Annotated in this window: 19 protein-coding genes; 9 read left to right on the top strand and 10 right to left on the bottom strand. The window is 70.9% G+C overall.

Translation table 11 applies throughout. The features are described from left to right. Nucleotides 1–217 precede the first annotated feature (217 nt). A complete protein-coding gene (locus CFK38_RS03915; RefSeq protein WP_096801903.1) occupies nucleotides 218–874 on the bottom strand; it encodes a DUF1961 family protein in 657 nt (218 codons plus the stop codon). A gap of 163 nt (nucleotides 875–1,037) precedes the next feature. On the opposite strand from CFK38_RS03915, the gene CFK38_RS03910 reads away from it, so the two are divergent. The 6 genes from CFK38_RS03910 (at nucleotide 1,038) to CFK38_RS03885 (ending at nucleotide 8,115) form a co-directional block, all read left to right on the top strand. Next, nucleotides 1,038–2,036 (top strand): Sir2 family NAD-dependent protein deacetylase, encoded by a 999-nt coding sequence (locus CFK38_RS03910; protein WP_096801902.1) that lies wholly within the window; start codon nucleotides 1,038–1,040, stop codon nucleotides 2,034–2,036. 87 nt (nucleotides 2,037–2,123) lie between these two features. Then, complete coding sequence (locus tag CFK38_RS03905; protein ID WP_096801901.1) at nucleotides 2,124–2,891, top strand: LamB/YcsF family protein; 768 nt, start codon at nucleotides 2,124–2,126, stop codon at nucleotides 2,889–2,891. Next, the gene (locus tag CFK38_RS03900; RefSeq protein ID WP_096801900.1) at nucleotides 2,888–4,645 is read left to right on the top strand and encodes a 5-oxoprolinase subunit B/C family protein; all 1,758 of its coding nucleotides are present in this window, start codon (nucleotides 2,888–2,890) and stop codon (nucleotides 4,643–4,645) included. The genes CFK38_RS03905 and CFK38_RS03900 overlap by 4 nt, the downstream gene beginning before the upstream one ends. 132 nt (nucleotides 4,646–4,777) lie before the next feature. Next, on the top strand, nucleotides 4,778–5,269 hold the full coding sequence (locus CFK38_RS03895; RefSeq protein WP_096801899.1) for an NUDIX domain-containing protein: 492 nt from the start codon (nucleotides 4,778–4,780) through the stop codon (nucleotides 5,267–5,269). Nucleotides 5,270–5,462: 193 nt separating this feature from the next. Continuing rightward, on the top strand, nucleotides 5,463–6,923 hold the full coding sequence (locus CFK38_RS03890) for an MFS transporter (RefSeq protein ID WP_096801898.1): 1,461 nt from the start codon (nucleotides 5,463–5,465) through the stop codon (nucleotides 6,921–6,923). A gap of 283 nt (nucleotides 6,924–7,206) precedes the next feature. Next, entirely contained in the window at nucleotides 7,207–8,115 is a 909-nt protein-coding gene (locus CFK38_RS03885; RefSeq protein ID WP_096801897.1) for an SMP-30/gluconolactonase/LRE family protein, read from the top strand. A gap of 126 nt (nucleotides 8,116–8,241) precedes the next feature. Here CFK38_RS03885 and putP read toward each other — a convergent pair whose 3' ends face one another. The 4 genes from putP to CFK38_RS03865 all read right to left on the bottom strand — a co-directional run bounded on the left by putP (nucleotide 8,242) and on the right by CFK38_RS03865 (nucleotide 14,518). Next, entirely contained in the window at nucleotides 8,242–9,804 is a 1,563-nt protein-coding gene (gene putP / locus CFK38_RS03880) for a sodium/proline symporter PutP (protein WP_096801896.1), read from the bottom strand. 489 nt (nucleotides 9,805–10,293) lie between these two features. Continuing rightward, nucleotides 10,294–11,835, bottom strand: coding sequence for a glycerol kinase GlpK (gene glpK, locus CFK38_RS03875; protein WP_096801895.1), 1,542 nt, complete (start codon nucleotides 11,833–11,835; stop codon nucleotides 10,294–10,296). A 60-nt stretch (nucleotides 11,836–11,895) separates the two neighbouring features. Beyond that, nucleotides 11,896–12,615 carry an MIP/aquaporin family protein gene (locus CFK38_RS03870; protein ID WP_096801894.1) on the bottom strand — a complete coding sequence of 240 codons (720 nt, stop codon included), beginning with the start codon at nucleotides 12,613–12,615 and terminating at the stop codon, nucleotides 11,896–11,898. A 157-nt stretch (nucleotides 12,616–12,772) separates the two neighbouring features. Continuing rightward, nucleotides 12,773–14,518, bottom strand: a complete 1,746-nt coding sequence (locus CFK38_RS03865; protein ID WP_096801893.1) for a glycerol-3-phosphate dehydrogenase/oxidase — start codon at nucleotides 14,516–14,518, stop codon at nucleotides 12,773–12,775. Nucleotides 14,519–14,666: 148 nt separating this feature from the next. Between CFK38_RS03865 and CFK38_RS03860 the strand changes: the two genes are divergently transcribed. Next, nucleotides 14,667–15,626, top strand: coding sequence for a sugar-binding transcriptional regulator (locus CFK38_RS03860; RefSeq protein WP_096801892.1), 960 nt, complete (start codon nucleotides 14,667–14,669; stop codon nucleotides 15,624–15,626). Between the two features lie 30 nt (nucleotides 15,627–15,656). On the opposite strand, the gene CFK38_RS03855 is transcribed toward CFK38_RS03860, so the two are convergent. Both CFK38_RS03855 and CFK38_RS03850 read right to left on the bottom strand, forming a co-directional pair. Beyond that, on the bottom strand, nucleotides 15,657–16,421 hold the full coding sequence (locus CFK38_RS03855; protein WP_096801891.1) for a GNAT family N-acetyltransferase: 765 nt from the start codon (nucleotides 16,419–16,421) through the stop codon (nucleotides 15,657–15,659). A gap of 69 nt (nucleotides 16,422–16,490) precedes the next feature. After that, the gene (locus CFK38_RS03850; protein ID WP_096801890.1) at nucleotides 16,491–16,991 is read right to left on the bottom strand and encodes an ASCH domain-containing protein; all 501 of its coding nucleotides are present in this window, start codon (nucleotides 16,989–16,991) and stop codon (nucleotides 16,491–16,493) included. 306 nt (nucleotides 16,992–17,297) lie between these two features. Between CFK38_RS03850 and CFK38_RS03845 the strand changes: the two genes are divergently transcribed. Next, complete coding sequence (locus CFK38_RS03845; RefSeq protein ID WP_157773341.1) at nucleotides 17,298–18,380, top strand: hypothetical protein; 1,083 nt, start codon at nucleotides 17,298–17,300, stop codon at nucleotides 18,378–18,380. After that, on the top strand, nucleotides 18,373–19,185 hold the full coding sequence (locus CFK38_RS03840; RefSeq protein WP_245851213.1) for a hypothetical protein: 813 nt from the start codon (nucleotides 18,373–18,375) through the stop codon (nucleotides 19,183–19,185). The genes CFK38_RS03845 and CFK38_RS03840 overlap by 8 nt, the downstream gene beginning before the upstream one ends. A 97-nt stretch (nucleotides 19,186–19,282) precedes the next feature. Here the strand turns inward: CFK38_RS03840 and fdhD are convergent, their stop codons facing one another. The 3 genes from fdhD to CFK38_RS03825 all read right to left on the bottom strand — a co-directional run bounded on the left by fdhD (nucleotide 19,283) and on the right by CFK38_RS03825 (nucleotide 21,377). Further along, the gene (fdhD, locus tag CFK38_RS03835; protein WP_096801888.1) at nucleotides 19,283–20,155 is read right to left on the bottom strand and encodes a formate dehydrogenase accessory sulfurtransferase FdhD; all 873 of its coding nucleotides are present in this window, start codon (nucleotides 20,153–20,155) and stop codon (nucleotides 19,283–19,285) included. Nucleotides 20,156–20,211: 56 nt separating this feature from the next. Beyond that, nucleotides 20,212–20,715, bottom strand: a complete 504-nt coding sequence (locus CFK38_RS03830; RefSeq protein WP_096801887.1) for an SRPBCC family protein — start codon at nucleotides 20,713–20,715, stop codon at nucleotides 20,212–20,214. Between the two features lie 173 nt (nucleotides 20,716–20,888). After that, nucleotides 20,889–21,377, bottom strand: coding sequence for an SRPBCC family protein (locus CFK38_RS03825; protein ID WP_096801886.1), 489 nt, complete (start codon nucleotides 21,375–21,377; stop codon nucleotides 20,889–20,891). Between the last annotated feature and the right edge of the window lie 8 nt (nucleotides 21,378–21,385).

The raw sequence follows: 21,385 nt of genomic DNA, 5'->3' as shown, positions 1-21,385 counted from the left end.
GGGGCGACCGGGCCCGATCGACGCAGCAGCGGAGAGCTCTCCCTGGTCCATGCACATGGACCTGGTGGTCGGGAGCATCCCGCTCACAGGGCACCCGACCGCTCCATCGCAGACCCACCAGGGCACCAGCTGCGCCGGGGCACGGCGGCCGACGCGGGCCGTCGAACCCTCCGGACGCACTCGAGCCCGCCGGGCAGCCCCGGCGCGGGCCGTTGTCTCAGAGTGCCTCCACCCTGAGGTCCGAGTACTCGGCGATCAGCGGCGCCATCTGTCGTAGCCCGATCGCCCCGCCGTGACGCGCAGGACCACCCACGGAGCCGTCATCGCGCCAGGTCACGCAGGGAATGTCGTCGATCGTGAAGTCGACGGTGGCGCCTCGCCAGGTGAGGGACATGCGGTACTCGCGGTCCGCGTCGAGCACGGCGGGCAGCGGGTCCGCCCCCTGGGCGACGAGATGGGCGCCGTGGCTCTTGCGCACATTGCAGGTGTGCAGGCTGCGCTCGTCCGGCCACCTGCGGCGGAAGTAGGAGAGATGGTAGGCATCGATCGCCCCGGAGTGATACTGCGCGTACTGCCCGGTGCGGGCCGGCAGCTCGGGGGCGTGGAGCGAGCCACCGCCGTGGGCCCGGGCGGCCCAGAAGATCATGGCCAGGCCCGGTTCGCGCAGAGGGCGGAAGCTCCAGGTGACGCGTACATCCCCCTCGTGCTCCACGGGCAACCAGGCCACGAAGTGCGCGGACTGTCCCGCGGCCGGGTCCGCCGCGCTCTCCAGCCGCAGGCGACCGGAGGGGAACGTCGCGACCAGCGGGCCCTCGACGATCCAGTCGGCAAGATCCTCGGGCGTGGACAGGGCGGAGCTGTACAGCGTCGTCATCCCAGGGCGCTCTCTTCCTCCTCGCACCGCGGCCATCGCGGAGCGGAGCGACCGCGGGGACGGATCGCGAGGTCCGCCGCAGGTCACCCTCATCCCCGCCGAGCATACCCACCGCTGGCCCCCTCGTCGGCCTCGACGGCGCCGCACCGCCTACCCTCGAAGGGTGAGCTCCCACCCCTCCTCCCGCGCCGGGACCGGTCGGGCCGGTCCCGCAGCGGACGTCGGCCGCTGGTTCTCCACCGCCACCTCCCGCGCGCCGGACGCTCCCGGCCCCACCCGCGGCGGTCCGCGCCTGCCGGCCTGGGGGCCGATGGAGGGCGCGCACTACGGTCACCGCAGCTCCCCGGAGGAGAACGATGCCGCTCTCGCACTGCTGCGGGACCGGCCGGTCGCGGTGCTCACCGGCGCCGGGATGTCCACCGGTTCCGGGCTGCCGGACTACCGCGGCCGTGATGCGGTGCCCCGCTCCCCCATGACCTTTCAGGAGTTCATCGGCCATGATCTCGCCCGGCGGCGCTACTGGGCGCGCTCGACCGTGGGCTGGGAGCAGTTCCGCAGCGCCCGGCCCGGGCCCGCGCACCACCTGCTCGCGGCCCTGACCCCCGAGCCCTTCCCGATCACGGCGGTGATCACGCAGAACGTCGACGGCCTGCACGCCGCCGCAGGCTCGGAGCCGGTGATCGACCTGCACGGCCGGCTGGATCGGGTGCGCTGTCAGCAGTGCGGGGCGCTGTCCTCCCGCGCCGCCCTGCACCAGCGGATGCTGATGATGAACCCCGAGCTCGCGCAGCACCTGCCCGCCCTCTCCGCCGACGCCGCCCAGGCGCCCGACGGGGACGCCGAGGTGGATCGCACCAGCAGCTTCCGCTATCCGCCGTGCGCGCTGTGCGGAGGGATCCTCAAGCCCGACGTCGTGTTCTTCGGGGAGTCCGCGCGACGGGAGGTCGTGGCCGCGGCCTTCGCGGCGCTCGAGGCGGCCGAAGCGCTGCTGGTGCTCGGCTCGAGCCTCACCGTGCAGTCCGGACTGCGGTTCGTGCGCGCGGCCGGGCGCCAGGGCAAGCCCGTGGTGATCCTCAACGACGGCCCCACCCGCGCCGATCCGGATGCCACCGTGCGCCTGCACGGCCGGCTCGAGGAGGTGCTGGAGCACTGGGTGCAGTGAGCGCGGGGATCCGCGGTCCGTGCGGCCAGGCCCGGCAGGGGCGACAATGGGGAGCACCGCCCGCCGCGCGAAGGAGCCGATCCCCCGATGACCGCCCCGCTGCCGCTGCTCGATCTCAACGCCGACCTCGGGGAGGGATACGGCGACTGGTCGATGGGTGATGACACCGCGATGCTCGAGGTGGTGACCACCGCGAACATCGCCTGCGGCGGGCACGCCGGGGATGGCCGGACGATGCGCGCCGCCTCCCGCGCCGCGGCTGCTCACGGCGTGACGATCACCGCGCACGTCGCCTATCCGGACCTGGGCGGTTTCGGCCGACGCTTCCTCGACATCGCCCCCGCCGACCTCACCGACCAGGTGGTCGTGCAGGTCGGAGCGCTGCAGGCGATGGCCCGGGCCGAGGGCGCGCAGGTGCGGGGCGTGAAGCCCCACGGCGCGCTGTACAACGCCCTGGCCCATCACGGCGCACAGGCCGCAGCGGTGGTGCGCGCAGTGCAGGAGCTCGGGGACCTGCCGCTGGTCGTCGCGCCCGGCGCCGTGGCCGTGGAGACCGCGCAGGAGGCCGGGATCGCCGTGGTGCTCGAGGGCTTCGCCGACCGCGCCTATCTCCCCGACGGCACCCTCACCCCGCGCGGCACCCCCGGCGCAGTGCTCACGGACCCCGCGGAAGTGGCCGCACAGGCGCTCTCGATCGCGACCGCTCACGGGGTCCGCACCGCCGACGGGAGCTGGGTGGACCTCCCGGTCCGCTCCCTCTGCCTGCACGGGGACACCCCCGGCGCGGTGGAGCTCGCCCGCACCGTGCGCTCCCACCTGGAAGAGGCGGGCGTGCACCTCGGGGCAGCGCTGTGACTCGGGGCCCGGACCGCACTCCGCGTCGGGTCCGTCGCGACCGCTCCGACCGTCTCGAGCCGCCGCTGGCGGTGCACCGCGCCGGAGAGGTCGCACTGCTGGCCGAGTACCCCGACACCCGTGCCGTGCTCGCCGCAGCGGCCGCGGTGGGCGAGCTCGCCCCGGCGACTCTGCTCGACCTGGTCCCTGCCGAGCGCACGCTCCTGCTGGTGGGCAGCGCCGCCCAGGATCTGCCGGTCCTCGACGCCCTGCTGCGCGACCTCCCCGGAGCCGCGACGCAGGAGGAGGCGAACGCTGAGGTCAGCGTGGACATCGTCTACGACGGCGAGGATCTCGCCGAGGTCGCCGAGCTGCTGGAGATCAGCACGCAGGCGCTGATCACCGCGCACAGCGCGGCCACGTGGACCGCGGCCTTCGGTGGATTCGCGCCCGGTTTCGCCTACCTGCTGCCGGACGCGCCCACCGACCCCGCGCGACCCGTCGGCCCGCCATGGGAGGTGCCCCGCCGGGCCGAGCCGCGCACCGAGGTGCCTGCCGGCGCCGTCGGCCTCGCCGCCCGCTACTGCGGGATCTACCCGCGCTCCTCCCCCGGCGGGTGGCAGCTGATCGGGCGCACCGACGTCTCCTTGTTCGACGTGGACCGGGAACCGCCCGCGCTGCTCACCCCCGGCACACGGGTGCGTTTCACCCCCCGGCGTCCGACGGCCCGGGCCTCCGCCCGCACAGCCGCGTTCACCCAGGTCGCGCGCGACGCGGCCGCCGTCCCCGGACGGCGGGGCAGGCGTCGAGGGGCAGCGGGGGCGCCGACGAGCGGACAGCCCGCGCTGGAGGTCCTCGCCCCCGGCCCCCTCACCCTGCTCGAGGACACCGGTCGACCCGGCCGGGCGGCGAGCGGGGTGAGCTGCTCCGGTGCCTTCGACCGCGGGGCGATGCTGCGGGCGAACCTCGCCGTGGGCAATCCGACCGCGGCAGCGGTGCTCGAGATCGTGGCCGGCCCGCTGCGGCTGCAGGCGCGGGCCGCGACGGTCATCGCCGTCTCCGGAGCCCGGGCACCGCTGGTGCTGCACCGGGCCGACCCGGAGAGCACCGACCTCGAGCTCAGCCCGGAGGAGAGCCACGAGCTGCCGATCGCCCTCGACCCCGGGGACCGGCTCGAGCTGGGCCCGGTGACGGAGGGCCTGCGACTGGTGCTGGCCGTCCGCGGCGGTCTGCGCGGGGTGGGGGCGGCAGGTGCCGTGCTCGGCTCCCTGTCCCGGGACACGCTCTCCGCGCTCGGACCGGCACCGCTCGTGGCCGGGGACCTGCTGCTCGTCGGCCCCGAGGAGAGGCTGGACGCCGTTCCCACGCCGGTCCGGGGCGAGGATGCCACGCTGCTCGATCACACCTCCCCGGCCGTGCTCGACGTCCCGGTGCACGCCGGCCCGCGGGACGCGCTGCTCGGCGCGGCGACCCTCAGGCAGCTGCTGGCCACCACCTGGACCGTGCGCCCGGACTCGGACCGGGTGGGGGTACGCCTGGACGGGGACCCGCTCACCGCGCCCTCGGACTCCGGGTCGTCGCCGAGCGAACCGATGAGGCCCGGCGCGATCCAGGTGCCGCCGTCGGGATCGCCCGTCGTCTTCGGTCCCGACCATCCCACCACCGGCGGCTACCCGGTGATCGCGGTGGTCACCCGCGAGGGGCTGGATGCACTGGCGCAGGCGGCGACGGGGACCGGGCTGCGCTTCGTGGCGGTGCCGAGCAGCCCCCGCTGAGGGCGCGACCGCAGCGCGCGGCGCCGCAGCGGTCCCCGCCCCGCGGTCGCGACCCGAGCGGCCCCATCCCTGCGGTCGACGCCTCAGCGCATGCAGCCGCTGTTCCCGACACGACGATGACACCATGTCCCCATGCCGCGATTGCTGCCCGACCCCGCCTACTTCGCCACCCTGCCCAAGGTCATCACCTCCGGCGCCGTGATCCTGCGCGACGAGCACGACCACCTGGTGATCGAGAAGCCGAACTACCGCGACCACTGGCTGCTGCCGGGCGGCGGCGTCGACGCGGGTGAGGATGCCCGCCAGTGCGCCCGGCGGGAGGTGCTCGAGGAGCTCGGACTCGATCTCGAGGTGGGGCGGCTGCTGACGGTCGACTGGCTGCCCTCGAGTGCGGTGCGCAGCGCGCCGATGGGGGTGCACTTCCTCTTCGACGCCGGCGTGATCCCCCGCGCCCAGCTGGAGGCCACCGTGGTGCCGGAGGCCGCAGAGCTCGACGACTGGGCGCTGATCCCCGAGTCCGAGGCGCATCTGCTCTCGCCCTGGGGCGCCTCCCGTGTCCAGCGCGCCCTGGCGGTGCTGCGCGGCGAGTCCGAGGTGGACATGGTGACGCACCCGCGGCGCTGAACCCGACGGCGGAGGATCTGCCGGTGGGGTCCGCGCGATCCGCAACCCATCTGTGACCTCAGGCTTTTTCTCATGCTGACCAGGAGTGGAGGGGCGTCGGTCGCCCCGCACGGCGATCCGCTGTGAGCCGGACCTCAGGTCCGCAGCGCGGAATGCGCCATGATGTGCCCCACCCGATCACCCGTCGACGGAGATGACGATGAGCTCTTCGACCACCACGCCGCAGACACCGCTCCCGGCCCACGGTCCGCTGACCAGGTCGCAGCGCCTGGACCGCCTGCCCTTCACCCGCAGGCACGGCAGGCTGCTGGGCGCCTCCGGCATCGGCTGGGCGCTGGACGCGATGGATGTCGGCCTGATCTCCTTCGTGATCGCGGCCCTCAGCGTCCACTGGGAGCTGAGCAAGGCCGACGGCTCGCTGATCGCGTCGGCCGGATTCGCCGGGATGGCGATCGGCGCCAGCGTGGGCGGCCTGCTGGCCGACCGCATCGGTCGCCGCTCCGTCTTCGCCCTGACGCTGCTGATCTACGGCCTGGCCACCGGCGCCTCGGCGCTGGCGATGGGTGTGGGCGCCCTGATCGTGCTGCGCTTCATCGTGGGCCTGGGCCTCGGCGCCGAACTGCCGGTCGCCTCGACCCTGATGAGCGAGTTCGCCCCGGCCCGGATCCGTGGCCGCGTGATCGTCTGGCTCGAGGCCTTCTGGGCGCTGGGCTGGATCCTCGCCGCTGTGATCGGCACCTTCGTCGCCGCCTCCGGGCCGACCGGCTGGCGATGGGCGCTCGCCGTCGGCCTGGTGCCCGCGGTCTACTCGCTGGTGATCCGGCTGGGGATGCCCGAATCGGTGCGCTTCCTGGAGAAGCAGGGACGGACCGAGGAGGCGGAGCGCGTGGTGCGCAGCTTCGAGGCCTCCGCCGGGCTCGACGCCCCGTCGCCTGCCGCCCCCGCAGCCGGCGCGGAGCGTGCAGAGCATGCGGAGCGCGCAGACAGCGCAGAACGCACCCCCGCCGCGGCCCGAGTCGAGGCAGACGCCACCACCGCGATCCCGGCCGCGGACCCGATCGAGGGAACCGGCGGGATCTGGTCCCGGCCCCTCCGCGCCCGCACCGCCGGCCTGTGGGCGGTGTGGTTCTGCATCAACCTGTCCTACTACGGCGCGTTCATCTGGATCCCGACGCTGCTGGTGGACCGCGGCTTCGATCTCACCCGCTCCTTCACCTTCACCCTCGTCATCACCCTCGCCCAGATCCCCGGATACGCGGTGGCGGCCTGGCTGATCGAGGAGTTCGGGCGGCGCTGGACGCTGACCGTCTTCCTCTCGGGCTCGGCCGTGGCCGCCTCCTTCTACGGCCTCGCAGAGACGGAATGGATGATCCTCGCGGCCGGCTGCGCGCTGAGCTTCTTCAACCTCGGCGCCTGGGGTGCGCTGTACGCGATCGGGCCGGAGCTCTATCCCACCCGAGTGCGCGGCACGGGCACCGGCGCGGCCGCCGCCTTCGGGCGCATCGCCTCGATGGCGGCGCCATTCTTGGTACCGGTGTTCCTGGTCGCCGGCGGGCAGGTGTTCGTCTTCGCCGCCTTCTCGACCTTCTTCCTCCTGGCCGCGGCCGCCGCCTTCACCCTGCCCGAGCAGCGAGGCAAGGCGCTGGCGGAGTAGGCGGGCGGTCCGGCACCTTCTGAACCCCGCGCGGCTCGCCCCGGCGCCCGGACCTGTCCCGCTCGCCCGGGCCCGGCCCGAGTCATAGTGCGGATGCGCGCTGCCAGCTGCTGCACCCTCCGGGCTCGACGCGCTCCGACCCCCGCGGCCCCACCTCAGCGCACTGGACGGGCCCGGACCCCGCCCGCACCCGCACCCGCACCCGCACCCGCACCGCGTACGGTGGCCCCACCGACGCTTCCCCGTCGGCCGTCCGCATCTCGCGCCGGAACCGGAGGCTCCCATGCTCGCCGATCGCATCACTGACTCGCTCTGCCACCACGCCGAGGGTCCGTACTGGTCCGACACCTGGGGCGGTCTGCGCTGGGTGGACATGCTCGCCGGCGACCTCCTGCACCTGGATCCCTCCGGCATCGTCGGCTCCGGCACCACCGCCGGTCGGCCCCTGGCCACCGAGGCACCGGAGGGCGCCGTGGCCCGGATCCCCACGCCCAGCTCCGTGGTGGCCTGCGTACGGCCTGCCGCCGGTGGCGGGGCGGTGCTCGCGGTCGAGAAGGGGTTCGCGCTCGAGGACGCCGACGGCTCGATCACCGAGCTCCCCCCGCTGTGGGAGGAGGACGTGCGCATGAACGAGGGCGCGATCGCACCGGACGGCTCGTTCCTGTGCGGCTCGATGGCGTATGACCAGCGCCCCGGCGGGGCCGCGATGTGGCGCCTGCTGCCCGACGGCACCACCACCCGGCTGTTCGGCGACCTCACGATCTCCAACGGTCTCGCCTTCTCGGCCGACGGTGCGCGGGCGTTCTACGTGGACACCCCCACCGGGCGGGTGGACGTCTTCGACTGGTCCGACCAGGACGGCCTCGTCGGTCGCCGCCCCTTCGCGGATCTCTCCGCCGAGGACGGCGATCCCGACGGGCTCTGCCTCGATGCCGCAGGGAACGTGTGGGTGGCGATGCACTCCGGGGGCCAGGTCTTCGGGCTGGACGAGCACGGAAGGGTCGCCGAGCGGATCGCCGTGGGCGCCCGGCAGGTCACCGCCTGCACCTTCGGCGGCGAGGATCGCGGGACCCTGTTCATCACCACCAGCCGGGAGAACCTCGCGGAGGGCGAGGACCCGGCGGCCGGCTCCCTGTTCGCGGCTCGCCCCGGGGTGCGCGGCCCGGCCGAGGAGCTGGTCTTCGGCGACTGACCCCGGCCCGCGGGCGCGGCTCTGCCGTCACCAGTCCGCGGCGCGGGGCCGGCGCCTGCGAGATGCCGAACCCCCTGCGAGCACCGAGTTCACGGGCTCGCAGGGGGTTCATGCAGTGGGGACGGGTCAGGCCGTGGGGCCGGCACCCGTCGCCGCGACGTTCTCGGCCGAGCGGTCTCGGGCCTCGCCGGAGCGGAACGACTCGAGCATGTCGTCGAACTCCTCCATCGCCTTCGCAGACGGCCGGGGGGTGACGAGGCTGACCACGATCGCGAGCACCAGGCAGACCAGGAAGCCCGGGATGATCTCGTAGAGGTGCTGGCCGCCGAACAGGTTCCAGGCGACGTCCGGGGCGAACTGGCCCCAGATGAAGGCGACCGCGGCACCGGCGACCATGCCCGTTGCGGCACCGGCGGTGGTGAGCCGGCGCCAGAACAGCGACAGGATGACGATCGGGCCGAAGGCGGCGCCGAACCCGGCCCAGGCGAAAGCGACCAGGCCAAGCACCGAGCTGTCCGGGTTCAGGGCCAGGATCAGCGCGATCACCGAGACGGCGAGCACGCCGATGCGTCCGCCCCACAGGGCGCCCTTGGCGCTGAGCTTGATGCCGATGCCGCCCAAGAGGTCCTCGACCAGCGCGGAGCTGGAGACGATCAGCTGCGAGGAGATCGTGGACATGATCGCCGCCAGCACCGCGGCCAGCAGGAAGCCTGCGATCGCCGGGTGGAAGAGGAGCTGTGCGAGGTCCAGGAACACCGACTCGCCGTTCTCGGCGTCGGTGAGGACCGCGTCCTGGTTCTGCTGGAAGTACGCCAGTCCCGCGAGGGCGGTGAACACGGCGCCGAGGACGCAGATGATCATCCACGACATGCCGACGACGAAACCGTACTTGGCATCGCGGGAGGAGCGCAGCGCCATGAAGCGGACGATGATGTGCGGCTGGCCGAAGTAGCCCAGGCCCCAGGCGGCCGAGGAGACGATGCCGATGAAGGTACCGCCGGCGGTCAGGGAACCGAAGGTGGAGTTGACCTCGCGCACGGACTCGAACATGGCCATGGGGCCACCGACCACGAACATCGCGACCACGGGGACCGCGATCAGAGAGATCATCATGATGATGCCCTGGACGACGTCGGTGTAGCTGGCACCGAGGAACCCGCCGAACAGCGTGTACAGGATGGTGACACAGGCGACCAGCAGCATCCCCGTCACGTAGGAGCCGCCGAAGGTCGACTCGAAGAACACGCCTCCGGCGACCATGCCCGAAGAGACGTAGAAGGTGAAGAACACCAGGATGATCACACCCGCCGCGACGCGCAGGATGTTCGTGCGGTCGTGCAGACGGTTGCCGAAGAAGCTCGGCACGGTGATCGAGTTACCGGCGATCTGCGTGTACTGGCGCAGTCGCGGCGCGACGAAGTACCAGTTCAGGCCGGCGCCGACGGTGAGACCGATGGCGATCCACGCCTCGACGAGTCCGCCCATGTACAGGGCACCGGGCAGGCCCATCAGCAGCCAGCCGGACATGTCGGAGGCACCGGCGGAGAGCGCGGCGGTGAACGGATGCAGCTGGCGCCCGCCGAGCATGTAGTCCTCGCCGTCCGAGGTCTTGCTGAAGGCGTACAGGCCGATACCGATCATGGCGCCGAAATAGACGGCCAGGGCGATGATCTTGAAGACGAGATCCATGAGGAGGCTCCGATCTCAGGGGAAGTGGATGGGGAGTCACGGGGTAGGAGGGACGGTGTCACCAGGTCGCGCGAGTGACACCGAGCCTCGAGAGGGCCCCGCGGAAACAGCGCGCGATGACCCTGGTCGGACGACAGCGGCCGAACCGGTCACCGACGGGGCGCCCGAGGGCACCCGGGGACCAGGGTGGCATCGACCATACGCCTCGGCGACGCCGATCACAGCGCTCCGAGCAGGGTTGTTGCCGGAAGGTGACATCTGTCGTGATCATCTCCACCCGCTCACGGGCACCCCGAAAGCCCGTCCCATCTGCCCGAATTGCCCGGTGACCGCACAGTGATGTGCGCGTGAGGACCATTTCTGGTTCTCACGCGCACATCTCGAGGAGCGAGCGTCGATCAGGCCCGGCCCGACTCGCTGGTCTCCTCCCGCGAACGCCGCGCCGCCGGCTCGTCCCTCACCGACCGCGCCGCGCCCGCAGTTCGTCGATCAGCCGTACAGCGCCTCGGTGTCGTCGTCGACCCAGTCCAGGGTGCGCTCGACGGCCTTGCGCCACAGGCGCATGTAGCGGTCGCGGGTCTCGACGTCCATCGCGGGCTCCCAGCGCTTGTCCTCGGCCCAGTTGTCGATGACGTCCTGCTCGCCGTCCCAGAAGCCCACCGCGATGCCGGCCGCGTAGGCGGCGCCGAGCGCGGTGGTCTCGATGACCTTCGGACGCACCACCGGCACGCCGAGGATGTCGGCCTGGAACTGCATGAGCGTCTCGTTCATGACCATGCCGCCGTCAACCTTGAGCTCGGTGAGCTTGACGCCCTCGGACTCCGCATCGGCGATCGCCGCGTCCAGCACCTCACGGGACTGGAAGGCCGTGGCCTCCAGCACCGCACGGGCGATGTGCGACTTGTTGTGGAAGCGGGTCATGCCCACCATCGCGCCGCGGGCGTCGGAGCGCCAGTGCGGGGCGAACAGGCCCGAGAAGGCCGGGACGATGAACAGGCCGCCGTTGTCGTCGACCTCCTTGGCGAGGGTCTCGATCTCGGGGGCGTCCTTGATGAGCCCGAGGTTGTCGCGCACCCACTGCACCAGCGAGCCGGTCACCGCGACCGAGCCCTCGAGGGCGTAGACCGCCTTCTGGTCGCCGATCTTGTAGGCGACCGTGGTGAGCAGCCCGTTCTCGCTGTGGACCAGGTCCTCGCCGGTGTTGACCAGCATGAAGTTGCCGGTGCCGTAGGTGTTCTTGCCCATGCCGATCTCGAAGCAGGCCTGGCCGAAGGTCGCGGCCTGCTGATCGCCGAGGATGCCGGCGATCGGAGTGTCGATGAGCAGGTCGTTCTTGCGGCCCTTGGCGTACACCTCGGAGGAGGAGCGGATCTCCGGGAGCATCGACAGCGGGACGGTCATGTCCTTCGCGATGTCCTCGTTCCAGTCGAGGGTGTCGATGTTCATGAGCATCGTGCGCGAGGCGTTGGTGACGTCCGTGACGTGGACGCCGCCGTTGCTGCCGCCGGTCAGGTTCCACACCAGCCAGGAGTCGGTGTTGCCGAACAGCAGGTCACCGGCTTCTGCCCGCTCGCGCACCCCGTCGACGTTGTCGAGGATCCACTTGATCTTCGGGCCGGAGAAGTAGGTCGCCAGCGGCAGCCCCACCCGCTCCTTGTACTTGTCCGCACCCTCGTCGCCTGCGAGCGCGTCGCAGATCTTCTGGGTGCGGGTGTCCTGCCAGACGATCGCATTGTGGACCGGCTCGCCGGTGTTCTTGTCCCACACCACCGTGGTCTCGCGCTGATTGGTGATGCCGACGCCGGCGAGCTGGTGGCGGTTGATGTCCGCGCCGGTGAGGGCCTCCCCGACCACGGAGCGGGTGTTGCGCCAGATCTCCAGGGCGTCGTGCTCGACCCATCCCGACTTCGGGAAGATCTGCTCGTGCTCCTTCTGGCCGGTGGAGACGATCTGTCCGTCATGGTCGAAGACGATCGCGCGGGTGGACGTCGTGCCCTGATCGATCGAGAGGATGTACTGCTGGTCGGTCATCGGAACTCCTTCGTGGTGATGAGCGGTGTGCGGTGGTGCATGCCAGTGGTGACGATGGTCTCAGAGCGCCGCGCCGACGAGGCCGCCGAGGGCGCCGCCGATGAGCGGGCCGACGATCGGGACCCAGGAGTAGCCCCAGTCGCTGCCCCCCTTGTGCGGGATCGGCAGGATGGCGTGCGCGAGGCGCGGTCCGAGGTCACGGGCCGGGTTGATGGCGTAGCCCGTGGGCCCGCCGAGGGAGGCACCGATCGAGACCACCAGCAGGGCGACCGCCAGCGGGCCGAGCCCGCTGGGGGTGTTGCCGAACATGACGATGATGAAGACCAGCACGAAGGTCGCGATGATCTCGGTGACCAGGTTCCAGCCGCGGTGGCGGATCTCGGGCCCGGTGGAGAAGGTGCCGAGGATGGTGCCGGCGTCCGTCTCGTGGTCGTAGTGGTTCTTGTAGGAGAGCCAGGCCAGCACGGCACCGATGAAGGCACCGATCAGCTCGGCGAGGAAGTAGGCGATCGTGTTGCCGAAGTTCACCGCGATGCCGGGGGCGTACTCGGGAGCCCCACTGGCCAGCAGACCCACGGTGACCGCCGGGTTGATGTGCGCGCCGGTCTTGTAGGCGGTGTAGACGCCGGCGAAGACCGCGAGGCCCCAGCCGAAGTTGATCAGCAGCCAACCGCCGGCATTGCCTTTGGTCTTGCCGAGGATCACGTTGGCGACGACACCGCCGCCGAGCAGGGTCAGCATCGCCGTGCCGGCGATTTCGTACAGGAAGATGGTTGCCATGCGGCCTCCTCATCGAGCGGCCCCGCTTCCATGCGGGACCGGTGGCATCCAGGGATAGGTGCGGACGTCGTCCGCGGTCGTCCTGCAGGCGGATGCCTGCAGGGTGAGGCAGCGCCGGCTCCGGCCGCGTCACGGCCAGGGGCGGGCGGGCGTCCGATCAGTGCTGGTCGGGCACCTCCGGCACTCTCGCGATCCGGGCGGCGGCCTCCGCATCCGATGCGGTGGTCTCGCCGGCCAGTCGCGCCTCGATGAACGCGCGGTACGTCTCGACCTCGCGCTGCACGGTGGCGGTGTCCCAGCCGAGCTCTCCGGCCAGCAGCGCGGCGATCTCGTCCGCCGCGGCCACCCCGCGATCACGGGTCTCGTAGTCCAGGCGGGTGCGGCGCTCGAGCACGTCGGCCAGGTGCCGGGCACCTTCGGCGCGCACCGCGTACAGCGCCTCGGCGCGCAGGTAGCGCGGTGCGTGCTCGAGCGGGGTGGCGAGGCTCTGGTCCTCGTCGATCAGGGCGAGCACGTCGCTCAGCAGTGCGCCGTAGCGGAAGAGCAGGCGATCCACGCGGATCTCGTCGAAGCCGTACCGTCGGCCGATCTCCTGCTTGTCGCGCACCAGGGCCTGGTATCCCTGGGCGCCGATCACGGGGATCGAGCGGGTCAGGCTGGGACGGCCGGGCTGGGAGTCCTTGATCGCGAAGTCGACGACGTCCTCGGCCATCACCCGGTAGGTGGTGTACTTGCCGCCGGCGATCGCGGTCAGGCCGGGCTCGACCTCCATGACGGTGTGCTCGCGGGAGACCTTCGTCGAACCGCCGTCCTTGCTGCCCTTCTTCACCGGCTGCAGCAGGGGCCTGAGACCGGAGTAGACGCCGATCACGTCCTCGCGGTGGAGGTCCTCCTTCAGCACCGCGTTGGCGTGCTCGATGACGTAGTCGATGTCCTCGGCGGTCGCGCCGACGTCCCGCGGGTCCTGGGTCCAGGGGGTGTCGGTGGTGCCGATGACCCAGTACTCGTCCCAGGGGATGATGAACAGGACCGACTTCTCGGTCTGGGTGATGATGCCGGTGTCCGGCACGGCAGGGATCCGCTCGCGGGCGATGGTGATGTGGATGCCCTTGGAGGCGAGCACCTCGAGGCCGGCATCGGCCCCGGCCAGCTCCTGCTGATCCTGCGTCCAGACACCGCCGGCGAGGATCGTCTCGCGGGCATGGACGTCGAACTCCTCGCCGGTCTCCTCGTCGCGCACCCGCGCCCCGACGACGCGAGCGCCCTCGTGGAGGTACTCGATCACGGTGGTGTAGTTGGCGACCGCGGCGTCGTGCTCCGCGGCGGAGCGCACCAGCATCATCACGAAGCGGGCATCATCCACCTGCGCGTCGTAGTACTCCAGCGCGCCGACGGCCTTCTCGCCGTCCAGCGCCGGGAAGACCTCGAGCATCTTGTCGTGCAGGAGGTGGCGGTGCATGGGCACGGCGCGCTTGCGCCCGATGGACTGCATCGCGTCGTAGAGCATCACGCCGGAGCCGATGAAGGCGCGGTCCACGACCTTCTTGAAGAAGGGGAAGACGAACTTGATGGGCTTGACCAGATGCGGGGCGGTGTGGGTGAGCAGCAGGTCGCGCTCACGCAGCGCCTCGGCGACCAGCGAGAAGTCGAGCATCTGCAGGTAGCGCAGGCCGCCGTGCATCAGCTTGGAGGAGCGCGAGGAGGTGCCGGAGGCCCAGTCATGGGTCTCGACGAGCCCGACGGAGAGGCCGCGGGTGGCCGCGTCGAAGGCGGCACCGGCGCCGTTCACGCCGCCTCCGACGACGAGCACGTCCAGGGGTTCCTCCGCTGTGGCGGCGCGGAGGCGGGAGAGATGCTCCGCCCGGCCCGCGGGGGTGAGGGCGGACCGCTGCTGATCGGACACCTGGCTGCTCCTTCGCATCGACACCTGCTGGACCCGGGTCTTCCGCACCGGGACGCGTCGCGTCGGCCGGGGCCGGGGTGACCGCCATCCTGGGACCGGCGTGCAGAGCAGCGCAAGCTGGATGCACGAACGTGCAAGACTGGTGCCCATGAACCGCGATTCCCGCCTCGACGCCCTCTTCACGGCTGCACGGATGTACTACGAGGAGGGTCAGACGATGGAGGCGATCGCGGGGCGCTTCGAGGTGTCGCGCTCGACCGTCTCCCGGATGCTGCGCGATGCCCGCGAGGCCGGGCTGGTGGCGATCTCCCTGCGCCCGCCCGAGGCGCACCGGGTCGAGGACCTGGCCCGGCGGATATCCCGGCTGTACGGGGTGCAGGTGCACGTGGTGCCCGCCGCCCCGGGCGATGACGAGCGCGAACGGCTGCGCACGGTCGCCGCGGCGGGCGGCGCGCTGCTCGACGGGATGCTCGAGCCCGGTACCACCCTGGGCATCGCCTGGGGCACGACGATGGCGGCCCTGCTCGCCGCGGTCCGCTCGCGCCCGGTCCCGGGGCTGCGGATCGTGCAGCTCAACGGTGCCATCAACGTCGAGGGCTCGGGGCTCACCTATATCGCCACGGTGCTCGCCCGGGCGGCGACGCGGTGGGATGCGACCGTGCACCAGTTCCCGGTGCCGGCCTTCTTCGATTTCGCCACGACGCGGGAGGCGATGTGGCATGAGCGCTCGGTGCAGCGGGTGCTGGCGACGCAGCGCGAGGCCACGGTCGCCGTGTTCAGCGTGGGCGCCTTCGATGCGGAGGTCCCCAGCCACGTCTACACCCACAACTATCTGACCCGCGAGGATTTGAGCTCGCTGCGGGTCGATGGGGCGGTCGGGGACGTGTGCACCGTGTTCCTGCGGGCCGACGGCACTTACCGCGACATCGCGATGAACCAGCGCGGCTCGGGCACCGCCCCGGACCGGCTGGCGCGGATCCCACGGCGCCTGCTGGTGGCCTCGGGATCCCGAAAGGCGCTCCCCCTGCGGGCCGCCCTGCGCGCGGGTGTCGCGACCGACGTGGTCGTCGACGAGCTCACCGCCGCGAGCCTCCTCGCCTTGCGCTGACCTGCGCGGGGCGCCCGGACATGGGCATGGTCACTCCGAGTCCGCGGAGCCGGGCAGCAGGTAGGGTTCGGTCCACGTCACGACGGCGAAACCGAGCGTGCGGAAGATCGGCGCCGAAGACGGCAGCGCATCAACCCAGAGCGTCTGCGCCCCGGCAGTGATCGCGGCCGAGATCCGGCTCAGCACGGTCGCCGTGAAGTATCCCCGACGCCGGTACGCTGGTACCGTCCTGCCACCGGCCAGCTCAGCCATCCCGTGATCTGCAAGGTAGAGCCTGCCGCCGGACACCGGGACGCCATCCCGGTACGCCACATGCACCTGCAATCCCTCAGGCTCGGCGGTCAGCGACGCGGCGAGCCTCGCCCGCTCCAGCTGGGCGTTCTTGCGGCCGCTCTCGATCGAGATCCGTTCGTAGTCGGCAAGCCCTGCGACGTTCACCGAGCTCACCTCGTGGACCTGTTCAAGCCGTTCCGTGATGGTCGCCGGCAGGGCACGGAGATCAAGCGCCAGCACCGCCTCCCGCGGTTCCGGTTCCAAGCCAGCTGCCCGCAGCGCCGCGGCCAGTCCCGGGGGTTCGTCATGACCGTAGAGCTTCCATTCGAACTCCGCTTCGAGTTCCCTGGCGAGTTCGAGCTCACGGTGGATCACCGCCGGGAGGTCCACCGCCGGACACGCGCTGTGGACGATCCTCAGCTCAGAGCCATCAGCAGGACGTTCCCTGACCACCGGGCCGGGTGCTTCTTCGCCGGAGGATCTCCGGGCTTCATCGAGTACCGCGAGCAGGGGATCACCCACGAGACACCTCCTCGGCCTCAGCGCGCGCTCAGCGGCACGGCGCGGGCGGACCGCGGGTGCCGGGTCGGTTCAGCGCCGAGCATCGGTCACGGGGAAGATCACCCGGAAGCGTTCGCAGGCCACGAGCATATCCGGCGCGAAACCCTGAGCCGAGTGCTCGCGCCAGAAGGACTCGTGGATGCTGCGCCAGGAGGCGAGCGTCCGATCATGCTCGCCCTCGGCGTGGGCGTGCTCCTCGGTGACATCTTCGAACGACAACACGTCGATGGCCGTGACCTCGAGGACTGCGCGGGGCGCTTCGGCGCCGTCGAGGATGATCGAGAGGTCACCGATCGCCGGGATCGACTCGCCCTCTGCGTCACAGTCCGCGAGCGACGATGCCGTCCCCGTCTTGGTGCCCTCGAGCACGAGAGCGAGCAGACCGTCGGCGTGCTCCGGGGTCGCACCGAAAGCCCAGGCCTCGGGCGGCTCTTCCGGCAGCTCCAGAGTGATGGCGCCCCCGCCGACAGGCCGGCTGAGGAGGGTGGAGCGTACGTCGGCCCAGAACCGGGCGATGTTCTCTGCAGTCACGAGGCGACAGTACCGTCACCTCGGATCATCCCTGCACGGCGAGCCCGCCTCGTCGCTCTTCAGCCCTGCCGCTGGCCTCGGCCGAACGTCGGCCAGACCGCCGTGCATGACCTGGATGGACTGCCACGGCAGGTCGACCCGATGCGTCTTTCCGCCCGGCCCAACGTCGGGCATGTTCGGGAAACGGCGATGTTCCGCTGCCACCGGGTTGCCGTCTTTTCCCGAACAGCTCTGCTAAGATATTCAGGTACTACCTAGAACCCGTCGGCAGCGGGGTCGTGCACATACGCGAACGGAGTGCCCACGATGGCAACACGTGATGCACCCACCAGAGACGAAGTCGCACGTATCGTCGTCACCTCGGTGCGCGAGCGGTTACCGCAGGGATGGACGGCTGCCGGGGCCGTCGTGCCGAGTCGAGGGCCACACCACCCTGACGCGATCATCACGATCGGCGCCCCGGACGGACGCTCCGCACGCCTGGTCGCCGAGGTCAGGCAGGTTCTGGAACGCCGGGACGTAGAGCGGGTTGCTTCGCAGCTGCGAAGCATGATGACGCAACGAACCGACACTCCTGTCGTTGCGGCACGCTATCTGTCCCCCTCGGTGCGCGACGCCCTCACCGACGAGGGCCTGTCCTACGTCGACGCCACCGGCAACCTGCGCCTCGTGGTCGGCTCCCCCGCCGTGTTCATCTCCTCGCAGGGTCAGGGTCGGGATCCCTGGCGCAAGGGGCGGCCGCAAGGAACGCTCAAAGGCGAGCCTGCGGCTCGGGTTGCTCGTGCACTGCTGGACTACCGCCGTGACTGGACCGTGCGCGAGCTCATGTCGGCCTCGGGGGCCTCCAGCGGTGCCTCATATCGGGTGCTGGAGTACCTGGAGCGGGAAGATCTGGTCGTCAAAGTTGACAAGCGCTATCAGGTCACCGATTGGGAGCGGCTGCTGCGTGCGTGGAGCGCCGACGCAGCCTTCCAGACCACGAATCGCGTGATGGCGTTCATCGAGCCGCGTGGCGTCGACTACTTCCTCGCAAAGATCGCCGAGGAGTCCACGTCCCACATCACCGTCACCGGTTCCATCGCCGCGAAGGAATGGGCGACCTATGCACCTGCCAAGGCCGCGTACGTCTACGTCTCGTCGATCCAAGAGGCCAGCGAGCAATGGGGCCTCCGGCCGAACGCAACTGCCCCCAATGTCCTCCTGCTGGAGCCCAGGTCTGCCGGGGAGGTGCCGTTTCAGAACTCCGTGACGACTGAAAGCGGCTACCCCGTGGCTGCCCCCGCACAAGTGGCGGCAGACCTGCTGAACGGACCGGGTCGCGAACCTGCTGAAGGCGAGTTCCTGATCGAGTGGATGAAGGCCAACGAGGAGTGCTGGCGCCGTGCCTGATGAAGTGACGATGGCGCGGCTCGGGCTGCTCGACGCGCTGGAAGCGCTGGAGACCCACCTCGATGCCCTCGTCATCATCGGCGCCCAAGCCGTCTACCTGCACACAGGAGGGACGGAGATCGCCCTGGCCGAGTTCACCACCGACGGCGACGTCGCGGTGAATCCAGACTTCTTGAGCTCTGATCCATTGGTAGAGGAAGCGATGAGCGCAGGCGGGTTTGCACCGGATCCTCGGCCGAGCGCGATCGGCTCATGGATCTCCCCGCACGGAGTGCCGGTCGACCTGATGGTGCCGGACGCGGTAGCCGGAGCCGGGCGACGCGGAGTTCGAGTGCCGCCACACGGCTCGCATTCCATGCGGCGGGCGCGAGGCATCGAGGCAACGTTGATCGACAACTCCACGATGACCATCCGGGCGCTCGATCCTGTGGCAGACCCCCGGCAGTTCGACGCGTCCGTGGCCGGACCGGCCGCGCTGTTGGTGGCCAAGCTCCACAAGATCCATGACCGACTCGGTGCTCCGTCGAGGCAGGACAACAAGGACGCCCACGATGTCTACCGCTTGCTGAGGGCAGTCGAGACGCCGGTCTTCCTGGATGCGATCGCCCGACTGCTCGGCAGCGGTGCCGGTGCAGAGGTGACACGTGAGGCGCTCGACCACCTCGGCGTGCTCTTCGCGAGAGGAGCAGGTGCGCGCGGATCAGTCATGGCCGGCGCCGCCGAAGAGCTGGTCGGTGACCCGGCGTCCGTCTCCGAGAGCGTGGCGATACTCGCGCAAGACCTCCTCGAGGCGCGGAGACCCTAGAGCGCGAGCGCGCGCGGAGGTCCGGCGAGGTCGAACTCGCCGATCTGCGCGGCATTATCTGGTCGCTCGGAGACCGTCCGCATCCAGGGCACCTCACTCAGCCCTCCGCCGCGGCGAGGTCCAGCCGTTCGGGATGGGTGTAGACGTTCATCCGCCCGTCGCCGTCCTCGGCCGCGCGGGTGAAACCCAGGAGGGTCTGCCCGAACTCCTCGGCGGTCTCGATCGCCAGGGAGCTCGCCGCGGAGACGCAGGCCAGCAGGGGGATCCCGGCCATGCAGGCCTTCTGGGCGATCTCGAAGCTGGCACGGGAGGAGACCAGCAGGAAGCAGTCGCGCAGCGGGAGCCGCTCCTCGAGCAGTGCCCAGCCGATCACCTTGTCCACCGCATTGTGGCGGCCCACGTCCTCGCGCACCACCAGCAGGTTCCCGGAGAGGTCGACGAGCGCCGCGGCGTGCACTCCCCCGGTGCGGGCGAACACCGCCTGCTTCCCGCCGAGGCCGCGGGCGGCGGCGAGGATGAGGCGGGGATCGATCTGCCAGTCGCTCTCCAGGACGTGGCGGGACTTCCGCCGCACCGCGTCGATGCTCTCGGCGCCGCACACCCCGCAGGCCGAGCCGGCGGAGAAGTTCCTGCTCACCAGCGGCAGCAGCTGCGGGCGGGAGGTGGTGAAGTCCATGACGTTAAAGGTGTTCTGCGCGAAGCCGGTCCCGTCATCGATCACGGCCCCGTCGCAGTAGCGGGCCTCGCGGATGTCCTCGCGGTGGGAGATCAGGCCCTCGCCGTGCAGGAAGCCGTGGATGAGCTCGACGTCGTGGCCGGGGGTGCGCATGGTCAGCGAGAGCTGCTGCCCGTTCAGCCGGATGTCCAGCGGTTCCTCGACCGCCACGCGGTCGCCCTTGCGGCCCGCGTACAGCCTGCCCTCACGCACCCGGACGGTGCGGATCCGTGTCGCCTCGGTGACCCTGCCCATCCCTCGAGGATAGACCGCTCACCTGCAGTGCGGCAGGGACGGACCGCGAGCGGCCCTCACTGCTCGTCGGACGTGCGGGGTCCCCCCTCGGCGAGCTCCCGGGCCACTCGCAGCTGCTGCTCCCAGCCGCGGTAGTTCTCCTCGAAGTTGCGACGGCGCACGGCCTCGTCCAGCCCCAGCTTCGCGAAGCCGCGCTCGCGCACGGTGAGCCTCACCAGATTGCGCTTCGCGGTCCCGGCGGGGTCGATGATGAACTCGACGGTGTTGTTCGGGGCGTCGGAGATCGCGCCGAGGCCACCGCCCAGCCAGCGGAACCTGATCCGGTTCGGCGGCTCGCGGGCCTCGATCGCGAGCTGGAAGCTGCCGTGCACCGGGTCGACCACCTGGGTGATCGCCCCCTGACGGGTGATCTTGTGCTCGCGATATTCGCCGTCGTTGATGAACCATCCCGGTTCGTGGATGATCGCGAACACCCTCTCGGCAGTGGCGTGGATCAGCGCGCTGCGCACGATCTCGTCGGGGACCGGGCTGTCGGCGGGGAGAACGGATCCGTCTGCCATGACTGACCTCCTCGTGGTCGGGCTGCGGCCTCATCGCCGCCTGTAGGGAATCCTGACAGACTTCGTGCCTGCGGGCGACCGCACGCCGAGCGCGCGCGGCAACCCGGTCGACGCCGCAGCGCGCCCGCTCCGGGCCCGGAGGGCGCCCCCGCCAGGGCTCGCAGCGCGCCCGCTCAGGGCTTGGTGACCGCCGCGGCGAGCAGGTTCAGCGACTGCTCGAGATCCTCCTGCGGGATCAACGGGAATCCGATGCGCTCCAGCACCTTCTGGTCGGTGACCTTCGACCAGTCATAGGTCAGGGACACCTCGGTGGAGCCCGCACCCTGGGCCTTGAGCTCGTACAGCCACTCCCAGCCCACCGGCTCGGTGGGCGCGGTGCCGTCCTCCGCCTCGTCGGCGGGCTGCCAGCCGATCATCTTGTTCTCGTCGTAAGCGGTGACGAAGTTGTGGGTGCGGTAGTCGCCGCCCAGAGCCTCTTGGTGCATGTTCATCACGAACTTCTCGCCGACCTTGTCGATCCGCTCGGTGTCGTCGGCATTGCGCACCATGCCGGAGCCGTCGAACTCGTGGTGCCGGGCCGGCAGCGTGAGCAGATCGAACACATCCTTCGCGGGGACGTCGACGGTGCGGGTGACGGTCAGGTGGGTCTGGTTGCTGTTCATGGCTCCCA

This window comes from Brachybacterium vulturis (assembly GCF_002407185.1).
Classification (GTDB): domain Bacteria; phylum Actinomycetota; class Actinomycetes; order Actinomycetales; family Dermabacteraceae; genus Brachybacterium; species Brachybacterium vulturis.
This window is presented reverse-complemented; position numbering and strand designations above follow the sequence as displayed.